This is a genomic window from Bradyrhizobium sp. JR4.1, from assembly GCF_040548605.1.
GTDB lineage: Bacteria > Pseudomonadota > Alphaproteobacteria > Rhizobiales > Xanthobacteraceae > Bradyrhizobium > Bradyrhizobium canariense.
Genome location: NZ_JBEPRY010000025.1, coordinates 31243 through 50399, shown reverse-complemented (window position 1 = coordinate 50399; position 19157 = coordinate 31243). Strand labels below are relative to the sequence as shown.

The window sequence follows — 19157 nt, the reverse complement described above, 5'->3', positions numbered from 1 at the left end:
GTATCCTCGCTTGACCTGGAATTTCCCGGCGAATGATTGCTCTGGTCCGTATTGCCCTGAGCCGGCCCTACACGTTTGTCGTGCTCGCGCTCCTGCTCCTGATCATCGGACCGCTGGCGGCGCTGCGGACGCCGACCGACATCTTCCCGGACATCCGCATTCCCGTGATCGGCGTGGTCTGGCAGTACACCGGCCTGCCGCCCGACCAGATGTCGGGCCGCATCACCACGCCGTTTCAGCGCGCGCTGACCACGACGGTCAACGACATCGAGCACATCACCGCCAATTCCTATAACGGCTTTGGCATCATCAAGATCTTCTTCCAGCCGAACGTCGACATCCGCACCGCCAATGCGCAGGTCACCGCGATCTCGCAGACGCTGATCAAGCAGATGCCGCTGGGCGCGACGCCGCCTCTGATCCTGAATTACTCCGCCTCCACCGTGCCGATCGTCCAGGTGGCGCTGTCGGGTGACGGGCTGACCGAGCAGAACCTCGCCGATATCGGCATCAACCAGCTCCGCACGCCGCTGGTCACCGTGCCGGGTGCTGCGATCCCGTATCCCTTCGGCGGCAAGCAGCGCCAGATCCAGATCGACCTCGACCCCACCGCGCTCCAGGCCCGCGGCCTGTCCGGCCAGGACGTCGCCAATGCGCTGGCTGCGCAGAACCTGATCACGCCTGTCGGCACCCAGAAGATCGGCACCTTCGAGTACAACATCCAGCTCAACAATTCGCCGCTGAAGATCGACGAGCTCGGCAATCTGCCGATCAAGACCGTCAATGGCGCGATGGTCTATGTGCGCGACGTCGCGACTGTGCGGGACGGCAATCCGCCGCAGACCAACATCGTCCATGTCGACGGCAACCGCTCGGTGCTGATGATGGTGCTGAAGGCGGGCGCGACCTCGACGCTCGACATCATCGCCGGCATCAAGCAGAAGGTGATCGACGTCAAGGACCAGCTGCCGGACGCGCTCAAGATCGGCTTCATCGGCGATCAGTCGGTATTCGTCCGCGGCGCCATCGAAGGCGTCGCGTTTGAAGGCGTGATCGCGGCGCTGCTCACCAGCGTCATGATCCTGCTGTTCCTCGGCAGCTGGCGCTCGACCGTCATCATCGCGGTCTCGATCCCGCTCTCCGTGCTCGGCGCCATCATCATGCTGTCGGCGATCGGCGAGACGCTGAACATCATGACGCTCGGCGGCCTGGCGCTCGCGGTCGGCATTCTCGTCGACGATGCCACCGTCACGATCGAGAACATCAACTACCATCTGGAGCAGGGCAAGCCGGTCGAGCAGTCGATCCTCGACGGCGCCAACCAGATCGTGACACCGGCCTTCGTCTCGCTGCTCTGCATCTGCATCGTGTTCGTGCCGATGTTCTTTCTCACCGGCGTGGCGCGCTTCCTGTTCGTGCCGATGGCGGAAGCGGTGATGTTCGCGATGATCTGGTCGTTCCTGCTGTCGCGCACGCTGGTGCCGACCATGGCGAACTACTTGTTGCAGGCACATGTCCATCACGAGGACGGCCCGCCGAAGTCGCGCAATCCGCTGGTGTGGTTCCAGCGCGGTTTCGAGGCCCGCTTCGAGCGCATTCGCGGCGGCTACCACAATTTCCTCGGGCTCGCGCTCGCGCACCGTCCGGTGTTCGTGATCGGCTTCCTCTGCGTGGTCGGCGCGTCGTTCGCGCTGGTGCCGTTCCTCGGGCGCAACTTCTTCCCGGCGGTCGATGCCGGCAACATCCTGATGCACGTCCGCACCCAGGTCGGCACCCGCGTGGAGGAGACCGCGAACCAGCTCGCCGACGTGCAGAAGGCGATCCGCAAGCTGATCCCGGGCGAGATCGAAACGCTGACCGACAACATCGGCATGCCGATCTCCGGCATCAACATGACCTACAACAACACCGGCGTGATTGGCCCGCAGGATGGCGACATCCAGATCAAGCTGAAGGAAGGCCACAAGCCGACCGAGGAGCATGTGCGCGTGCTGCGTGAGCAACTGCCGCGGCTGTTGCCCGGCGTCAGCTTCGCCTTCCTGCCGGCCGACATCGTCAGCCAGATCCTGAACTTCGGCGCGCCGGCGCCGATCGACCTGCAGATCCGCGGCGCCAATCTCAGCGCCAACTTCGCTTATGCCAACAATCTGCTGGCCAAGGTCCGCAGGATTCCCGGCGTCGCGGATGCGCGCATCCAGCAATCGCCGAACAATCCGACCTTCAACATCGACGTCGACCGCACCCGCGCGCAATATGTCGGCCTGACCGAGCGCGACGTCACCAACAGTCTCGTGGTCAACCTTGCCGGCTCCTCGCAGGTAGCGCCGACCTACTACCTCAATCCTGATAACGGCGTGTCCTATTCGATCGTGATGCAGACGCCGCAATACCAGATGGATTCGCTCAGCGCGCTGCAGACGCTGCCGATCACGGCCGCCGGAAATTCGCAGTCGCCGATCCTCGGCGGCATCGCCGACATCAAGCGCTCGACCTCGAGCGCGGTGGTCTCGCAATACGACATCCAGTCGATGGTGCAGATCTTCGCCACCACCTCGGGCCGCGATCTCGGTGCGGTCGCGACCGACATCCGCCAGGTGATCGCCGACACCGCCAAGGAGGTGCCGAAGGGCTCTTCCGTGGTGCTGCTCGGCCAGGTGCAGACCATGAACAGCGCCTTCACCGGCTTGTTGTTCGGCCTGCTCGGCGCGGTCGTCCTGATCTATTTCCTGATCGTCGTGAACTTCCAGTCCTGGTCCGATCCGTTCGTGATCATCACGGCGCTGCCCGCCGCACTCGCCGGCATCGTCTGGATGCTGTTCGCCACTGAGACGACGCTGTCGGTGCCGGCGCTGACCGGCGCCATCATGTGCATGGGCGTTGCCACCGCCAACAGCGTGCTCGTAATCTCGTTCGCGCGCGAGCGCTACGAAGAGCTCGGCGATCCCATCGCCGCGGCGCTGGAAGCCGGCTTTGTCCGGTTCCGCCCGGTGCTGATGACCGCGCTCGCCATGATCATCGGCATGGCGCCCATGGCCCTGGGGCTCGGCGAGGGTGGCGAGCAGAATGCGCCGCTCGGCCGCGCCGTGATCGGCGGCCTGATCTTTGCAACCTTCGCCACGCTGATGTTCGTTCCCGTGGTGTTCAGTATGGTACACAAGAAGCAAGGCGGCAAAGCCGCCGCCCCTTTGGAGACTCCGCATGTCGCCCACTGAATCCCGCTCCCCGGTGTCGCACCGGAAACTGGGCATTTTCGGCGTGGTGGCGCTGATCGCGGCGGGCCTGGTCGTGGGCACCGGCATCCGCGCGCGCGAGGAGCAGGGCTCCAAACTGAAGGCATGGACCGATGATCAGGCTGTTCCGAGCGTCGCGGTGACGCTGCCTAATGCCAAGGCTCTCAATACGACCATCGACTTGCCGGGCCGTCTCGAAGCCTATTATCGCGCGCCGATCTTTGCCCGCGTTCCCGGCTATCTCAAGAGCTGGAGCGCCGACATCGGTGCGCGGGTGAAGGCCGGTCAGGTGATCGCCGAGATCGAGGCGCCCGACCTCGACCAGCAACTGCTTCAGGCCCGCGCCGACCTCGCCAGCCAGCAGTCCAGTGCCAGGCTGTCGGAAGCCACCCTCAACCGCCGCAAGACGCTGGTCGCCTCCAACTTCGTCTCCGCGCAGGAGATCGACGAGCGTACCGCCGATCTCTCCAACAAGAACGCGGCGGTTCGCTCGGGCCAGGCGAATGTCGAGCGCCTCGAAGCGCTGGCCGGTTACAAGAAGATCACCGCTCCGTTTGACGGTGTGGTCACGGCGCGCGACACCGACGTCGGTGCGCTGATCAATTCGGGCGGCGGCTCGGGCCCGGCGATGTTCGTGGTCTCCGACATCACCAAGCTGCGCGTCTACATCAACGTGCCCCAGAACTACGTGCCCGCGATCAAGATCGGCGCCAAGGCCGCCATTGTGCTGCCGGAGTATCCGAACCGGACCTTCCAGGCGACGGTGGAAGCCTCCTCGCAGGCGGTTGACGTCGCCTCCGGCACGACGCGCATGCAACTTGGTCTCGACAATTCCTCGGGCGAGCTGATGCCGGGCGGCTACGCCAGCGTGAAGCTCAACCTGCAGCGCGACTCCGCGCCGCTCAGCATTCCCGCCAGTGCGCTGATCTTCAACGGCAGCGGCCTGCGCGTCGCAACCGTCGGTCCGGACGACAAGGTCCTGTTCAAGGCCGTGACCATCGCCCGCGACCTCGGCCGCGAGATCGAGCTCGCCTCGGGAATTGCAGCGGACGACCGCGTCATCACGGCACCACCGGACGGCCTTTCCGACGGCGATCAGGTCCGCGTGACCGGCACTGGTGCCAAGGGCAAGCCGGCGACGGCGTCGGAGACGCAGGCGCCGAAGGGGTAGGGTGAGTTTGAGGGTGGGTTAGCCGAAGGCGTAACTCACCACTGTTCGTCTCCGCGCAAGCAAAAGAGGTGGGTTACGCCTTCGGCTAACCCACCCTACGAGACTACGCCACGCGCCACTCCGGAACGCCATCCGCGGCCATCGTGATCTCGCCAAGCGAACCCACCGGCGTGCGGTCCATGTTCAGCACTTGCGCCAACGTCGCCGTGTCGCCCGCGGGAATCCGCGCCAGCGTGCGCCTGTCGTCTTCCGTGCGCAGCATCACCACGCCATGCTCGACATCGCCACTGCGGCCATAGAGCACCGTAGAGCTCTCGACCTTGCCCATGCCGCTCGGCTCCGTCACGAACTCCGGCACCGCGCGCTTGTTGCGGTCCGCCGCCGCCTGCACGCTCGTCTCCTGTGCCAATGCTTCACGCGGCGGCGCCTTCGACACCACCAGCGCATGATGCTTGGTGACGAAGCCGCCCTGGCCGTAGAGCAGGCCGAGCTTGGCGCCGTCGCGCAGGCGCCGCACCATCGCGCAGGCCGCATGGGTCATGTAGGTGTTGAGCGGCGCCCCGAAGAAGGTGAGGCCGCCTGTTACGGTCGGCTGCACGTCCGCACCCAGGCCCAGCGTCCGCCGCGCCATTTTGGGCACGCACGGGAAGCAGCTATAGAGCTCGATCGCGTCGAAATTCTTGCCGTCGCCGTCGGCGAGATCCATCACGGCCTTCAAAACGGCGTTCTGCGAATGGCTCTCGTAAAACTGGTCGCGCAAAAGATAGTCGCGCGGTTCCTCGGCCGAGGCGCCGCCGAGCGGGTAGACGAGCTTGTCCTCGGCGATGCCTGCCGCACGCGCCCTGGCGAGGCTGGTGAGCAGCAGCGCGCCGCCCATGTTGACGCTAGGGTTGGCAACCATGAGCTTGTTGTAGGGCCAGGCGATCAGGCGGTTGTCCGCGGTCGGCGTCGTGATTTCGTCGGGCGCATAGCGCCGCTTCAGCCAGGCATTTGGATTTTGCGCGGCGGCTTCTGAATAGCGCGACCACAGCACGCCTGACTCCGCCATCGCTTCGCGCGGCGTCTGGTCCCAATACGCCGAGGAGGCGGCCTCGTAGAATGGATACACCGTGACGGGCCGGAACACCCCGAGCTTCTGCGCCAGCGGCTTCTGATACGCTGCGCCGCGTTTCGGCTCCTCGACGTCATGGGCGAACGGCGTCCATGGCAGCTTCGCGCCGGCGCGCTCCGCCTTGGTCGCCGTCGACTGTGCCTCCGCGCCGCAGACAGCGGCAACACTGCATTCACCGCGCGCAATGCGCTTTGCTGCCTCGTGGATATAGCGGATCGGGCTCTCGCCGCCGACGGGGCCGTAATAGCAATGCGCGGGCGAGATGCCGAGTCGTTGCGCCAGCAACTGCTCCGGATCGCGATAGCGCCAGCTCAGGAAGTTGACGACGTCGAGCGATTGCACCTCCCCGAGCAGCTTTGCGCCGGCGTCTGCTTCCGCGCGCAGCAAGGCCTGTTCGAGCAGGTCCAGCGGCTCGAGGCCCTCGGTGATCTCCTTGGGGCGGTCGACGATCTCGCCGATGCCGACGATGACGGGGATGCGGTCTTCGGGGGTATTCTTCTGGTCTGTCATGCTTCAATTCACGATGTCAGTTGTTTCGTCATTGCGAGCGTAGCGAAGCAATCCAGGATCTTTCCGCGGTGATAGTCTGGATTGCTTCGCTGCGCTCGCAATGACGGTGTGTGGCAATCACTCCGCGACCAGCGCATTCATGTGCTCGACGGCTTCGGCGAACTCTTCCTTGAACTCCTGCACCACCGCGCCGGCCGACTTTACGCTGTCGATCAGCCCGACGCCCTGGCCGACGAAGTAACTCACGAGATCGCGCGCCTTCGCGTTGCCGCTCGCAGCTGCACGATCGATCGAGTGGAAGGCGTCGCGGCTGATGACACTCTGCAGCGGCATCGGCAATGCGCCGGGGCTCTCGGGTGCGCGGTCCCAGGCGTCGGTCCAGACCGAGCGAAGCTGCCGTGCCGGTTTCCCGGTGCGGCCCTTCGAGCGGATCGCATCGCGCGACGATGCCGCGATCATCTTCTCGCGAAAGATCTCCGTGGTCTCGGACTCGACGGTGGCAAGCCACACCGAGCCGGTCCAGGCACCTGCGGCACCCATCGCCATGCAGGCTGCCATCTGCCGTCCCGTCATGATGCCGCCGGCCGCCAGCACCGGCACGTCGCGGATCTTCTTGATCGCCTTGATCACCTCGGGCACCAGCACCATGGTCGAGACCTCGCCGCAATGGCCGCCGGCCTCGGTGCCCTGGACCACGAGGATATCGACGCCGGCCGCGACCTGGCGCAGCGCGTGCTCCTTGGCGCCGACCAGTGCTGCGACCGGCACGCCGTGCTTCCTGCCCATCTCGATCATGGCCTTCGGCGGCACGCCCAAGGCATTGGCGATCAGGCGGATCGGGTGCTTGAACGAGACCTCCAGCAGCTCTAGCGCGGTCCTGCCATCGAACGGCTGCGGCTGGTTGTCGGCGACCTCGGTGGTCGTGAGTTCGATGTCGAATTTCTTCAGGAGATTGCGCGTGTAGTCGCGGTGCTCCTGAGGCACGCGCGCTTCAAGGCTCTTCCAGGTGACGTCCTTTTCGCCCGAGGTCGAGATGTTTTCGGGGATCAGCACGTCGACGCCGTAGGGCTTGCCGTCGACGTGATCGTCGATCCATTTCAGCTCGCGCTCCAGCGTATCCGGCGTGTGCACGGTGGCACCTAACACGCCAAAGCCTCCGGCCCGGCTGACGGCGGCGACGACATCGCGGCAATGGCTGAAGGCGAGCAGGGGGAAATCGATGCCCAGCATGTCGCAGATCGGCGATTTCATCGTTCCCTCCGGCGGGCCTTCGCGTTGCTGTTGTCGCAATCTTGAGCGAAGGCTCATCGACGCTAGACCATCGTCTTGCGCTATGCCAATCCGGATTTGGCGACGCATCTTGCGTGCACACGCCGTGTTACGCGAAGCCGCACGCATGGCTCGACAGATGCGGCCTCTGGTGCAGGTCGTCCTCGGCAACGTCGGATGCATGACGCGGCCTCGAGGCCCGCGCCGGACGCAGGGCCGGCAGGGCTTGCCATCGGCCGTCCGTGGGCTAATTAATGCAGACGCATCTTTTCGCCGGAGCCCCCTCATGACCGACACCCCCGCCTACGTGCCGCCCAAAGTCTGGACCTGGAACAAGGAGAACGGCGGGCAGTTCGCCAGCATCAACCGTCCCATCGCCGGTCCCACTCACGACAAGGAGCTGCCGGTCGGCAAGCATCCCTTCCAGCTCTATTCGCTGGCGACGCCGAACGGGGTCAAGGTCACCGTGATGCTGGAGGAGCTTCTGGCGCTCGGCCACAAGGGCGCGGAATACGACGCTTGGCTGATCAGAATAGGCAACGGCGACCAGTTCGGCAGCGGCTTTGTCGACATCAATCCGAATTCCAAGATCCCGGCGCTGATGGACCGCTCCGGCCCGGAGCCGATCCGGGTGTTCGAGTCCGGCTCGATCCTGTTCTACCTCGCCGAAAAGTTCGGCGCCTTCCTGCCGAAGGACATCAAGAGCCGCACTGAAGCGATGTCGTGGCTGTTCTGGCAGATGGGCAGCGCGCCCTATCTCGGCGGTGGCTTCGGCCACTTCTACGCCTACGCGCCGACCAAGATCGAATACGCCATCGACCGTTTCGCGATGGAGACCAAGCGCCAGCTCGACGTGCTCGACCGCCGGCTCGCCGACAACGAATATCTCGCCGGCAGCGACTACAGCATTGCCGACATGGCGGTGTGGCCCTGGTACGGCGCGCTCGCCAAGGGGCTGGTCTATGGCGCGGGCGAATTCCTCTCCGTGCAGGACTACAAGCACGTGCAGCGCTGGACCGACCAGATCGCCAAGCGTCCGGCCGTCAAGCGCGGCCGCATGGTCAACCGTGTCTCCGGCGATCCCGCCAGCCAACTGCACGAGCGGCATGACGCCAGCGACTTCGAGACCAAGACGCAGGACAAGGTCGGCGAGGCTGCCGCGTCGTAGGCGCATCGCTGAACATCGCAGTATTGTAGGGTGGGTTAGCGCTAGCGTAACCCACCTCTTTCGCTTCCCCGGAGACGAACAGTGGTGGGTTACGCTTCGCTAACCCACCCTACGGCAGGGCCGCGCTTGGCGAGACCTCACGCCATGCTCAGCTCGTGGCGTCCCACCACCATCCAGTGCACCTCGTCCGGACCATCCGCGAAGCGCAGGTGGCGGACGTCCTGATACATCTCGGCGAGAGGGGTCCAGTGCGAGATGCCGGTGGCGCCGTGCATCTGGATCGACTGGTCGATGATCTTGCAGGCGCGCTCCGGCACCATGGCCTTGACCATGGAGACCCAGACACGAGCTTCCTTGTTGCCGAGCACGTCCATGGCCTTGGCGGCCTTCAGCACCATCAGCCGCATCGCCTCGATCTCGCAGCGCGCCTGCGCGATGATCTGCATATTGCCGCCGAGATGGGCGATCTTCTTGCCGAAGGCTTCACGGGTGAGGCCACGCTGCACCATCAAATCGAGCGCCTTCTCCGCCTTGCCGATGGTGCGCATGCAGTGATGGATGCGGCCCGGGCCTAGCCGAAGCTGCGAAATCTCGAAGCCGCGGCCTTCGCCGAGCAGAATGTTCTCCTTGGGCACGCGCACGTTGTTAAAGCGCATGTGCATGTGGCCGCGCGGCGCGTGGTCCTGGCCGAACACATACATGGGACCGAGCACCTCGACGCCGGGCGTGTCGCGCGGCACCAGGATCTGCGACTGCTGCTTGCTCGGCGCCGCATCCGGATTGGTCTTCACCATCACGATGAGGATCTTGCAGCGGGGATCGCCGACGCCGGAGATGTAATACTTCTCGCCGTTGATCACCCATTCGTCGCCGACGAGCTTGGCGGTGGTCGAGATGTTCTTGGCATCGGAGGAGGCGACGTTCGGCTCGGTCATGACATAGGCCGAGCGGATCTCGCCGTTCATCAGTGGCTTCAGCCACTTCTCCTTCTGCTCCTTGGTGCCGACGCGCTCCAGCACCTCCATGTTGCCGGTGTCAGGCGCCGAGCAGTTCATGCTCTCCGAGGCCAACGGGCTCTTGCCGAGCTCGGATGCGATATAGGCGTAGTCGAGATTCTTCAGGCCCTGGCCGGTCTCGTCGTCGGGCAGGAAGAAGTTCCAGAGGCCTTCCTGCTTGGCCTTGTTCTTGGCCTTCTCCAGTACCTCGAGCTGCTTCGGCGTGAAGCTCCAGCGGTCTTGTTTCCCTTCGCCTGCCTTGGCGAATTCGATCGACATCGGTTCGACGGTGTCGCGGATGAACTTCCTGACGTGATCATAGAGCGGCCGGACCTGGTCCGACATCCTGAGGTCGTTGAGCTCGTCGCCGGGATTGAGGGTGTAGTTGGTGGTGCGGGGAATATAGGTGTGTCTTGTCATTGTTCCTCCCGGGGTCGCTGAGATCGCGTTGAGCCGGAGAATAGTCGCAGCGTCGGCAAAGTGCGAGCGCGCATTTTCTAGAGCGAGCCATGCCATGCGATGGAATATCGCAGGGCGTTTGAAATGTTGTTTGAATGGGACGGTTGCCGCGAGCGCTGCTGTCATCGCCCGCGAAGGCGGGCGATCCAGTACTCCGTGACGGACATGATTGAATCGAGAAGCCGCGGCGTACTGGATTCCCCGCCTTCGCGGGGAATGACAGTGTTTGCTGTGGCTAATTCGCCATCCGATGCATGGCGCAGATCTTATTGCCGTCGAGGTCGCGCAAATACGCGATATAGAGGTTGACGCCGGGGCCTTGGCGGATGCCGGGAGGATCTTCGCAAGGAACGCCGCCGGCGGCGATGCCGGCCGTATGCCATGCATTGACCTGCTCCGGCGAGTTGGCGGCAAAGCCGATGGTGCCGCCATTCGCAGGCGTCGCCGCTTCGCCGTTGATAGGCTTGGTCACCGAGAACACGCCGGTCTTGGTGATGTAGAAGATGCGATGGCCGTCGACCCGCGCCGGCCGCACCTCGAGCGTGGACAGCAAATTGTCGTAGAAGGCCTTGGCCTTGTCGAGGTCGTTGGTGCCGATCATCACGTGTGAAAACATTTTGCCCTATTTTCCTCATCTTGTAGCCCGGATGGAGCGCAGCGTAATCCGGGTCTTGTTTGCTTTTGGCCGTTCCGGATTGCGCTGCGCTCCATCCGGGCTACGAGAATCAAAACGCCGTATAGCCGCCGTCGATCACGAACGTATCCGCGGTGTGGTACGACGACGCCTTGCTCATCAGATACACTGCGATGCCGCCGAAATCGCTGGCTTCGCCAAAGCGGCGCACCGGAATGCGCGGCATCACGTTTGCGACGAATTTCTCGTTGGCCATCAGGCCCGAGGTCATGTCGCTCTTGATCCAGCCGGGCAGGATCGCGTTCGCGGTGACGCCGTGGCGCGCCAGCTCAACGCCGAGCGCGCGCACCAGCGCGTTGATCGCGGCCTTGGTCGCCGCGTAGTGCTCGTTGCGGGCGGTACCGAAGATCGAGGCGAGACTCGAAGTCGCCACCAGCCGACCGAAGGGATCGCCCGCATTGGCGCGCTCGGTCATGTGTTTTGCGGCCGCCTGGAACGCGTGGAACACGCCGTCGAGATTGGTCGCAAACATCCCACGCCATTCCTCTTCGGTGCGTTCGATGAAGGAGCGCCGGCCGCCGCCGCCGATGCCGGCATTGGCGAAGCAGCCGTCGACCCGGCCGAACATGTTGAGCGTGGCCTTCATCGTGGCATTGACCGAGGCCGGGTCGGTGACGTCGCAGACCCGCGCGTCGACCTTACCTGATAGCCCCGCCAGGCTAGCGGCAGCGCTGCTGTTCTTGTCAGGATTGCGACCCCAGATCGAGACGTTGCAGCCCTGGCCGGCGAGCGCCTGCGCGATGCCTAGCCCGATGCCGCCATTGCCGCCGGTGATCACGGCGACCCGTCCCGAAAGGTCGAAAAGGTTCATGGCGCGTTTCCTGTTTTTTTGGCATGCGCGCACCAGCCGCTGCGCGCAAGATTGCTTGCTATGCTCTGATCACCATGGACAAGACCGTGCCAAAAATCAAATATGCGCCCCGGCAAAAGTAATTCCGGTCTGCGAAACTGGCGCAGGCCGCAACTCACGAGGAAACCATGCAGTTCAAACACGTCACGCTCGATCTCGATGGCTCGGTCGCGATCCTCAAGCTCGACCACCAGGAGGTGATGAACGCGGTCTCCGTCGACATGCTGGGCGGTCTCGCGGAAGCGCTCGACACGATCGAGGAGAAGAAGGACGAGGTGCGCTGCGTCGTTCTCACCGGCGCGGGGCGGGCGTTCTGCACCGGCGCGAATCTCCAGGGCCGCAACAACCAGTCGAAGAAGACCAAGGCCGGCCTGACGCTTGAGACCGGCTTCCATCCCTTCCTGCGTCGCATCCGCAATCTGCATTGCCCGATCGTGACCGCGGTCAACGGCCCCGCGGCCGGCGCCGGCATGAGCTTCGCGCTGCTCGGCGACATGATTTTATGCGCGCGGTCCTCTTACTTTCTTCAAGCCTTCCGCCGTATCGGCCTGGTGCCGGATTGCGGCTCGACCTGGCTCTTGCCGCGGCTGATCGGCAAGGCGCGCTCGATCGAATTGTCGCTGATGGGCGAGCGGCTCCCAGCCGAGAAGGCGCTGGAATGGGGCCTCGTCAACCGCGTCTATGATGACGGCGTGCTGATGGAGGAGGCGATGAAGCTCGCGGATGACCTCGCCAGCGGCCCGACGGTCGCGCTGTCGCTGATCCGCAAGCTCTACTGGGACAGCCCGGAAAATTCCTTCGAGGATCAGCTCAATCTCGAATTCCAGTGCCAGCTCCGCGCCGGCGACACGGATGATTTCCGCGAAGGCGTCGGCGCCTTCCTGGAGAAGCGGCCGGCCAAATTCAACGGCAGGTGATCAAGGGCAAATGATCGAGGCCGAACTCTCCCGCAGCGTTGCGCGCTGGTGCCCGGGCGCAACTGGTGTCGCTGGCGTGGCAAGACTGTCCGGCGGCGCCAGCCAGGAGACCTGGCGCTTCGACATCGTGCATCCCGATGGGCCGATCGGTGCGATCCTGCGCCGCTCGCCGAAGGGGTATGGCGCGGCGCCGACGCGCGCGGCAGGACTCGGTGCGGAAGCGCAGCTGATGCAGCTTGCCTATGAGGCCGGCGTGCCGTCGCCGCGCGTGATGCATGTGCTCGTGCCGGACGACAATCTCGGCACCGGCTTCATCATGCAGCGGGTCGAGGGCGAGACCATTGCGCGCAAGATCCTGCGCGACGACGAGTTCGCGGCGACGCGGCCGCTTCTCGCGCGGCAGATTGGCGAGGTGCTTGCGAAGCTGCACGGGCTGCCGCGGGACAAATTGCCCGAGCTGCGCAGCCGGTCCGCGACCGAGGAGATCGCCGAGTTCGAGCGCGATTATCGCAGCCTGGACTGGCCCAAACCCGTGTTCGAGCTGGCGCTGCGCTGGCTGCGCGACCACGATCCGGGTCCTTCGGCCGAGACGACGCTGGTGCACGGCGATTTCCGCAACGGCAATCTCATCATCGGCGCAGACGGCGTGCGCGCGGTGCTTGACTGGGAGCTCGCTCATCTCGGCGACCCCATGGAGGATCTCGGCTGGGTCTGCGTTAATTCCTGGCGTTTTGGCGAGATCGACAAGCCCGTCGGCGGCTTTGGCTCGCGTGAGGAGCTGTTCGCCGGCTATGAGGCGGCTGGGCGGAAGGTCGATCCATCGCGTGTCAAATTCTGGGAAGTGATGGGCACGCTGCGCTGGGGCATCATGTGCGGCGGCATGATGCAGCGATTTCGAGAAAGTCCGGACCATTCGATGGAACGCGCCATGATCGGACGCCGTGCCTCCGAGACCGAGATCGATCTGTTGCGGCTGCTGGTGCCGCGGGGGAGTTGACCATGCAGGACGAGCCGACCCCGATCGAGCTGACCAAGTCAGTCGCCGATTTCCTCCGCAACGATATCGCGCCGCTGATCTCCGGCCACCAGGCTTTCAAGCTGCGCGTCGCCATCAATATTCTCGATCTCGTGACACGGCAGTTGACGCTGGAGGAGGGGAGCGATGCCGCGGAGGTGGACCGGTTGCGCGCGTTGCTCGGCATGGACGGCGCGGTCACCGACCTCAACCGCGCACTCGCCGAGCGCATCGCCAAGGGCGAGGTCGATCTCGCAACGCCGGGCCTTGCCGAGCATCTGTGGCAGACGACCATGGATAAGCTTGCCGTGGATCAGCCGAATTATGCCTCGTACAAGCGGGAGCTGTCGCGCGGCGGGTAAGCGGCGCCACATTCTCCGCGGTCATCGCCCGCGAAGGCGGGCGATCCAGTATTCCAGAGACGGCAGCGATTGAGCCGAGAAGCCGCGGCGTACTGGATGCCCCGGTCAAGCCGGGGCATGACACCGGTGGCGTTGGGAGCCGTGACGGGCCGATCGACCCTTCACTTCCCTATCCATTTCGGCGGCCGCTTCTCCGCAAACGCCTTCGGGCCCTCGATGTAATCCTGCGAGGCCGCCATCGCCTTCACCGCCGGATACTCGCGCTGCTCCTCGATCGCCTGCTCCAGCGACACGCCGAGGCCCTTCTGGATCGCCTGCTTCGAGGCCCGGATCGACATCGGCGAATTCTTGGTGATCATCTCAGCCCAGCGCAGCGCGGCCGTGAGCGCCTCGCCCTGCGGCACCACCTCATTGACGAAGCCGAGTTCGAGACCCTCTTTGGCGCTGACGTGGCGCGCGGTGAGGATCATGCCCATGGCGCGCTTCAGCCCGATCTGGCGCGGCAGCCGGTGCAGGCCACCGGCGAGTGCGGCGAGGCCAACGCGCGGCTCGGGCAGCGCGAAGGTCGCGTTCTCCGAGGCAATGATGAGGTCGCAGGCCAGCGCGATCTCGAAACCGCCGCCCATGGCCACGCCATTGACCGCAGCGATGATCGGCTTGTCGCAGTCGAAGCGCGCGGTGAGGCCGGCAAAGCCGCCCTTGTCCCAGCCGCGCTTGCCGCCGGCCGCCTGCCACTTCAGATCGTTGCCGGCGCAGAACGCCTTGTCGCCGCTGCCTGTGACGATCGCGATCCACTGCTCGGAATCGGCGAAGAAATCGTCAAACACTTTGTTGAGCTCGAAATGCGCGTCGGTGTGCAGCGCGTTGTAGACCTCGGGCCGCGACAGCGTGACGATCGTGATCGGCCCCTTGCGTTCCACCTTTGAGAATTTCAGCTCCATGCTCGCTCCCGCAGTTTCTCGTGAAGGAATATTGCCGGAATACTACCGCGCCACCGCGCTAGAGCACCATCGAATTGCGCAATGCGCCCTGCGCATCCGGTACGCCTCCCATTGCTTGACTTGGCGACGCTCTTCTCACCTTAATCGTGCGAAGCAAAGCTGCGCCCAGCGCCTTAACGCAAAACGAAAAAAACACCCGGGAGAGAGCCGTGGATTTCTCATTGCCTGCCGATCTCGTCGCCTATCTCGCAGAGCTCGACCGTTTCATCGAACGCGAGATCAAGCCGCTGGAAGAGGCCGATGATAATATCCGCTTCTTCGATCATCGTCGCGAATGGGCCCGCACCGATTTCGAGAATGGCGGCCTGCCGCGCCACGAATGGGAAGCGCTGCTGCGCAAGGCCAAGGATCTCGCGGACGCGGCCGGTCATTTGCGATTTCCGGTGCCGAAGCAATATGGCGGGAAGGATGGCTCCAATCTCTGGATGGCCGTGATCCGCGAGCACTTTGCCGCCAAGGGTCTCGGCCTGCACAACGACCTCCAGAACGAGCATTCCATCGTCGGCAACTTCCCCGTCGCTACCATGCTCGATCGCTACGGCCGCGACGACCAGAAGGCGATGATCGACGGCTCGATCAAGGGCAAGTATCGCATCACCTTCGGCCTGACCGAGCCAAATCATGGCTCCGACGCCACCCATATGGAAACGCGCGCGGTGCCGGCGACCCGCGACAACGTCAAGGGCTGGATCATCAACGGCGAGAAGATGTGGACGACCGGCATGCACGTCGCCACGCATTGCGCGCTGTTCGCGCGCACCAGCGGCAATGACGGCGATGCCCGCGGCATCACCTGTTTCCTGGTGCCGGCGAAGAGCCACGGCGTGAAGATCGAAGAGTACATGTGGACCTTCAACATGCCGACCGACCACCCCCGCGTCAGTTTTACGGATGTGTTCGTGCCGGAGGACGCGCTGTTCGGCGAGGTCGGGCGCGGCCTGTCGCTGGCGCAGTGTTTTGTCCATCAGAACCGTATCCGGCAGGCGGCGAGTTCGTTGGGAGCGGCGGTCTACTGCATCAACGAGAGCGTGAAATATGCGCGCGAGCGAAAGCCGTTCGGCAAGGCACTGGCCGAGAACCAGGCGATCCAGTTCCCACTGGTCGAGCTGGCGACGCAGGCCGAGATGCTGCGCCTGTTGATCCGCAAGACCGCCTGGGAAATGGACAAGCTCACTGAGGAGCAGATCGAGCGCACGCTCTCCGACCGCGTCTCGATGTGCAACTACTGGGCAAACCGCCTCTGCTGCGAATCCGCCGACCGCGCCATGCAGGTCCACGGCGGCATGGGCTATTCACGCCACAAGCCGTTCGAGCACATCTACCGCCACCACCGCCGCTACCGCATCACCGAAGGCAGCGAGGAGATCCAGATCCGCAAGGTGGCGGGATTTTTGTTCGGCTATATGGGGCCGGGGAAGCATTAGCTGTTATCGCGAGCGAAGCGATCCAAAGTCTTTCCAGAGAGACAGTCTGGATTGCTTCGTCGCAAGGGCTCCTCGCAATGACGGAGGAGAGAGGCGCGCATCCGCCTCCACACCGTCATTGCGAGCGAAGCGAAGCAATCCAGAGATGTCGCCATGGACGGAGCTCCCGATTGCACCATCGCTTCTCGCAGTCGGCCTAATTCACCCTTCTATCCTTCCCCGCCCAATACGGCTCGCGCAATTGCCGCCGCAAAATCTTGCCTGACGGATTGCGCGGCAGCGCCGGCAGGAACTCCACGCTCTTCGGCGTCTTGAACCCGGCGATGCGCTCGCGGGTGAAGTTGATGATGTCGGTGGCGGTCGCCTGCTTGCCCGGCTTCATCACCACGACGGCCTTCACCGCCTCGCCCCATTTGTCGTCGGGTATGCCGATCACGGCAGCTTCCGCGACGTCGGGATGATCGCACAGCGCGCTCTCGACTTCGGCGGGATAGATGTTCTCCCCGCCGGAGATGATCATGTCCTTGATGCGGTCGTGGATGTAGAGATAGCCGTCTTCGTCCATGTAGCCGGCGTCACCGGTGCGCAGCCAGCCGTCGCCGCGCAGCGTCGCGGCGGTCGCTTCCGGCAGGTTCCAGTAGCCTGCCATGTTGGAGCCCGAGCGTGTCGCGATCTCGCCGACCTCGCGCGGCGGCAGCGGCTTGCCATCGACATCGAGGATCGCGATCTCGACGCCCGGCAGCGCCTTGCCGGCCGAGCGCATCCGCTCCAGCCCCTCGATATGATCCTCCGGCGGCAGCGCGACGATGGTGCCGGTGGTCTCGGTCATGCCGTACATCTGCACGAAGCCGCATTTGAAGATCTCGATGCATTCCTTCAGCAGCGCCGCCGGTATCGGCGAGGCGCCGTACAGCATGTATTTCAACCGCGAGAAATCGACAGTCCTCGCGCGCGGCTGCCGCACCACGAACTGCATCGCGGCGGGCACCATGAACAGCTTTGTGATGCCGGACTGCTCGAAGAAATCCAGCACCTTGGTTGGATCGAACTCGCGCGCGATCACGCCGCGGGCGCCGTGATAGAGCCCCATCACGCCCCAGCCGGATCCGCCGATGTGGAAGATGGGCATCGCCACCAGCGACACGTCGTCGGTCGACCACCGGTTCCATTCAGGCTTGTCCTCGGCATTGCCGGTTTGCACGAGGTTGAGGAAGTTCGCATGCGACAGCATCGCGCCCTTCGGCTTGCCCGTCGTACCCGACGTATAGAGCTGAATCGCGATGTCCTTCGCGTCGATCGGCACCTTGGGATCATCGCCACTCTGTGCATCGCGCCAAGCTGTAAAATCCTGCCATTCCGGCGCGCCACCTTCGGTGGTGATGACGCTGCGCACGCCCGGCAACTGGCCCTTGATCTGGCGGACCAGGGCGATGAACTCAGGTCCCACGAACAGCACCGGCGCTTTGCAGTCGCTCACGATGAAGGCGACCTCGGGGCCCGCGAGCCGCCAGTTCACGGGCGCCATCACCACGCCGGCCTTCATGGCGCCCATCAGCAGCTCGAAATAGATGTCGCTGTTCTTGCCGAGATAGGCGATGCGCTCGCCGCGTCCCACACCCATCGCGATCAGCGCGTTGGCCACTTTATTCGTCTTGACGTCGAATTCGGCAAAGCTGGTGACGCGGCCTTCGAACTCGAAGGCGATCGCGTTGCCGCGGCTCTTGGCGCGCTCGCGCACCATGTCGGCGAGATTGGCCAATGGCTGTGTGGTCATGTTTCTCCCATACCGTCTTGTTCTTATGCTGCGGAGTGTGGCGTCATCCGCAGGGGAAGACAAGACGGGGGAGGTACGCCATGGCTTCAACGTCGTCGTCCTGGCGAAAGCCAGGACCCATAGCCACAAAACGCAATTTGGCGAAGACTGGCCATGACCAATCTTCGCCAAAAAACATTCGGTGGGAATGGGTCCTGGCTTTCGCCAGGACGACTACGTCACCCCCGCTTCGCCCGGTCCTTCTCGTTCTGCGCCATGATGCTCTCGCGCGCGGTTTTCCAGTCGTCGTCGCTCCAGTCGCGGAGCTGGTAGAAATTGCCGCCCATGGCGAGCGCCTGGGCGCCGTCCATGGCGATGGTCTCGCCACTGATCCAGTCGCAACCGCCGGAGATCAGGAACACGGCGACATTCTGCAATTCCTCCATGGTGCCGACGCGGCCCATCGGGTTCATCGCCTTGGTGCGCGCGCCGGCTTCGTCGCCGGGCTTGATGCGCTTGCTCATGCCCTCGGTCGGGATCTCGCCCGGCGCGATGGTGTTGAGGCGGATGCCGTAGCGCCCCCATTCGGTCGCGAGCGACATCGTCATGGCGTGGATCGCCGACTTGCTCATCGCCGACGGCACCACGTAAGGCGAGCCGTTGCGCACCCAGGTCGTGGTGATCGAGACGACGTTGCCGGGCTGCTTCAACGCGATCCAGCGCTTGCCGACCGCTTGCGTCACATAGAACGTGCCGTGCATGACGATGTTGGCGACGGCGTCGAAGCCGCGCGGCGACAGTTCCTCGCTGCGCGAGATGAAATTGCCGGCGGCGTTGTTGATGAGGTCGGTGAGGGGGCCGTCGCGAAAGATGGTCTCGATCATCTCCTCGACCGCGAGCGCGTTGCGGATGTCGACGCCGTGGCTGCTCACGCGGCCGCCATACTCGGCCATCAGCTCGGTCGCGGTCTCGTCGCAAACGATCTTGCGCCGGCCGCAGATGTGCACCTCGGCGCCGAGCTGGAGGAAGCGCGCCGCCATCGACTTGCCGAGCCCGGTGCCGCCGCCGGTCACGAGGATGCGCCGTCCCGCCAGAAGATTTTCCTTGAACATGGCTGTTTTCCCCGTTGCGATTGTCGATTAATTGATCGATTGACTAAATCCGGCCGCCGTCGTCCTGTAAAGCGGCACCGAACAAGAACAGCAGGGAACCAGGGGAGAATTCATTC

The 19157-nt window shown here is 64.2% G+C and carries 15 protein-coding genes; 7 read left to right on the top strand and 8 right to left on the bottom strand.

The window, feature by feature from the left end; translation table 11 throughout:
• The first annotated feature begins 32 nt into the window (after nucleotides 1–32).
• Both ABIB90_RS33560 and ABIB90_RS33555 read left to right on the top strand, forming a co-directional pair.
• Nucleotides 33–3212: an efflux RND transporter permease subunit gene (locus ABIB90_RS33560; RefSeq protein ID WP_354202219.1), complete on the top strand. Its 3180-nt coding sequence runs from the start codon at nucleotides 33–35 to the stop codon at nucleotides 3210–3212.
• Nucleotides 3199–4401 (top strand): efflux RND transporter periplasmic adaptor subunit, encoded by a 1203-nt coding sequence (locus ABIB90_RS33555; RefSeq protein WP_219682654.1) that lies wholly within the window; start codon nucleotides 3199–3201, stop codon nucleotides 4399–4401. Before ABIB90_RS33560 ends, ABIB90_RS33555 begins: the two co-directional genes overlap by 14 nt.
• Nucleotides 4402–4504: 103 nt before the next feature.
• Here ABIB90_RS33555 and ABIB90_RS33550 read toward each other — a convergent pair whose 3' ends face one another.
• Both ABIB90_RS33550 and ABIB90_RS33545 read right to left on the bottom strand, forming a co-directional pair.
• Nucleotides 4505–6022: an acetyl-CoA acetyltransferase gene (locus tag ABIB90_RS33550; RefSeq protein WP_354202218.1), complete on the bottom strand. Its 1518-nt coding sequence runs from the start codon at nucleotides 6020–6022 to the stop codon at nucleotides 4505–4507.
• 117 nt (nucleotides 6023–6139) lie between these two features.
• Complete coding sequence (locus tag ABIB90_RS33545; RefSeq protein ID WP_354202217.1) at nucleotides 6140–7273, bottom strand: nitronate monooxygenase; 1134 nt, start codon at nucleotides 7271–7273, stop codon at nucleotides 6140–6142.
• Between the two features lie 304 nt (nucleotides 7274–7577).
• On the opposite strand from ABIB90_RS33545, the gene yghU reads away from it, so the two are divergent.
• A complete protein-coding gene (gene yghU / locus ABIB90_RS33540) occupies nucleotides 7578–8459 on the top strand; it encodes a glutathione-dependent disulfide-bond oxidoreductase (protein WP_354202216.1) in 882 nt (293 codons plus the stop codon).
• Between the two features lie 137 nt (nucleotides 8460–8596).
• Here the strand turns inward: yghU and ABIB90_RS33535 are convergent, their stop codons facing one another.
• From ABIB90_RS33535 to ABIB90_RS33525, 3 genes are all read right to left on the bottom strand, one after another.
• Nucleotides 8597–9874 (bottom strand): acyl-CoA dehydrogenase family protein, encoded by a 1278-nt coding sequence (locus tag ABIB90_RS33535; RefSeq protein WP_354202215.1) that lies wholly within the window; start codon nucleotides 9872–9874, stop codon nucleotides 8597–8599.
• 274 nt (nucleotides 9875–10148) lie between these two features.
• Nucleotides 10149–10529 carry a VOC family protein gene (locus tag ABIB90_RS33530; protein ID WP_027516798.1) on the bottom strand — a complete coding sequence of 127 codons (381 nt, stop codon included), beginning with the start codon at nucleotides 10527–10529 and terminating at the stop codon, nucleotides 10149–10151.
• 109 nt (nucleotides 10530–10638) lie between these two features.
• On the bottom strand, nucleotides 10639–11418 hold the full coding sequence (locus ABIB90_RS33525; RefSeq protein WP_354202214.1) for an SDR family NAD(P)-dependent oxidoreductase: 780 nt from the start codon (nucleotides 11416–11418) through the stop codon (nucleotides 10639–10641).
• A 167-nt stretch (nucleotides 11419–11585) separates the two neighbouring features.
• Between ABIB90_RS33525 and ABIB90_RS33520 the strand changes: the two genes are divergently transcribed.
• Genes ABIB90_RS33520 through ABIB90_RS33510 form a run of 3 tightly spaced genes read left to right on the top strand, consistent with a single transcriptional unit; the run spans nucleotide 11586 to nucleotide 13751 of the window.
• A complete protein-coding gene (locus ABIB90_RS33520) occupies nucleotides 11586–12374 on the top strand; it encodes an enoyl-CoA hydratase/isomerase (RefSeq protein WP_354202213.1) in 789 nt (262 codons plus the stop codon).
• 10 nt (nucleotides 12375–12384) lie between these two features.
• Entirely contained in the window at nucleotides 12385–13371 is a 987-nt protein-coding gene (locus tag ABIB90_RS33515; RefSeq protein ID WP_219683978.1) for a phosphotransferase family protein, read from the top strand.
• Between the two features lie 2 nt (nucleotides 13372–13373).
• Nucleotides 13374–13751 (top strand): DUF6285 domain-containing protein, encoded by a 378-nt coding sequence (locus tag ABIB90_RS33510; RefSeq protein WP_354162868.1) that lies wholly within the window; start codon nucleotides 13374–13376, stop codon nucleotides 13749–13751.
• A gap of 161 nt (nucleotides 13752–13912) precedes the next feature.
• Here ABIB90_RS33510 and ABIB90_RS33505 read toward each other — a convergent pair whose 3' ends face one another.
• Entirely contained in the window at nucleotides 13913–14692 is a 780-nt protein-coding gene (locus ABIB90_RS33505; protein WP_354202212.1) for an enoyl-CoA hydratase-related protein, read from the bottom strand.
• A 209-nt stretch (nucleotides 14693–14901) separates the two neighbouring features.
• Here ABIB90_RS33505 and ABIB90_RS33500 point away from each other — a divergent pair, with 209 nt between their 5' ends.
• A complete protein-coding gene (locus ABIB90_RS33500; protein WP_247288630.1) occupies nucleotides 14902–16176 on the top strand; it encodes an acyl-CoA dehydrogenase family protein in 1275 nt (424 codons plus the stop codon).
• Between the two features lie 196 nt (nucleotides 16177–16372).
• Here ABIB90_RS33500 and ABIB90_RS33495 read toward each other — a convergent pair whose 3' ends face one another.
• Nucleotides 16373–17950, bottom strand: coding sequence for a fatty acid--CoA ligase (locus tag ABIB90_RS33495; protein ID WP_354202211.1), 1578 nt, complete (start codon nucleotides 17948–17950; stop codon nucleotides 16373–16375).
• A gap of 218 nt (nucleotides 17951–18168) precedes the next feature.
• Nucleotides 18169–19041, bottom strand: coding sequence for an SDR family oxidoreductase (locus tag ABIB90_RS33490; protein WP_027516806.1), 873 nt, complete (start codon nucleotides 19039–19041; stop codon nucleotides 18169–18171).
• Nucleotides 19042–19157: the final 116 nt, after the last annotated feature.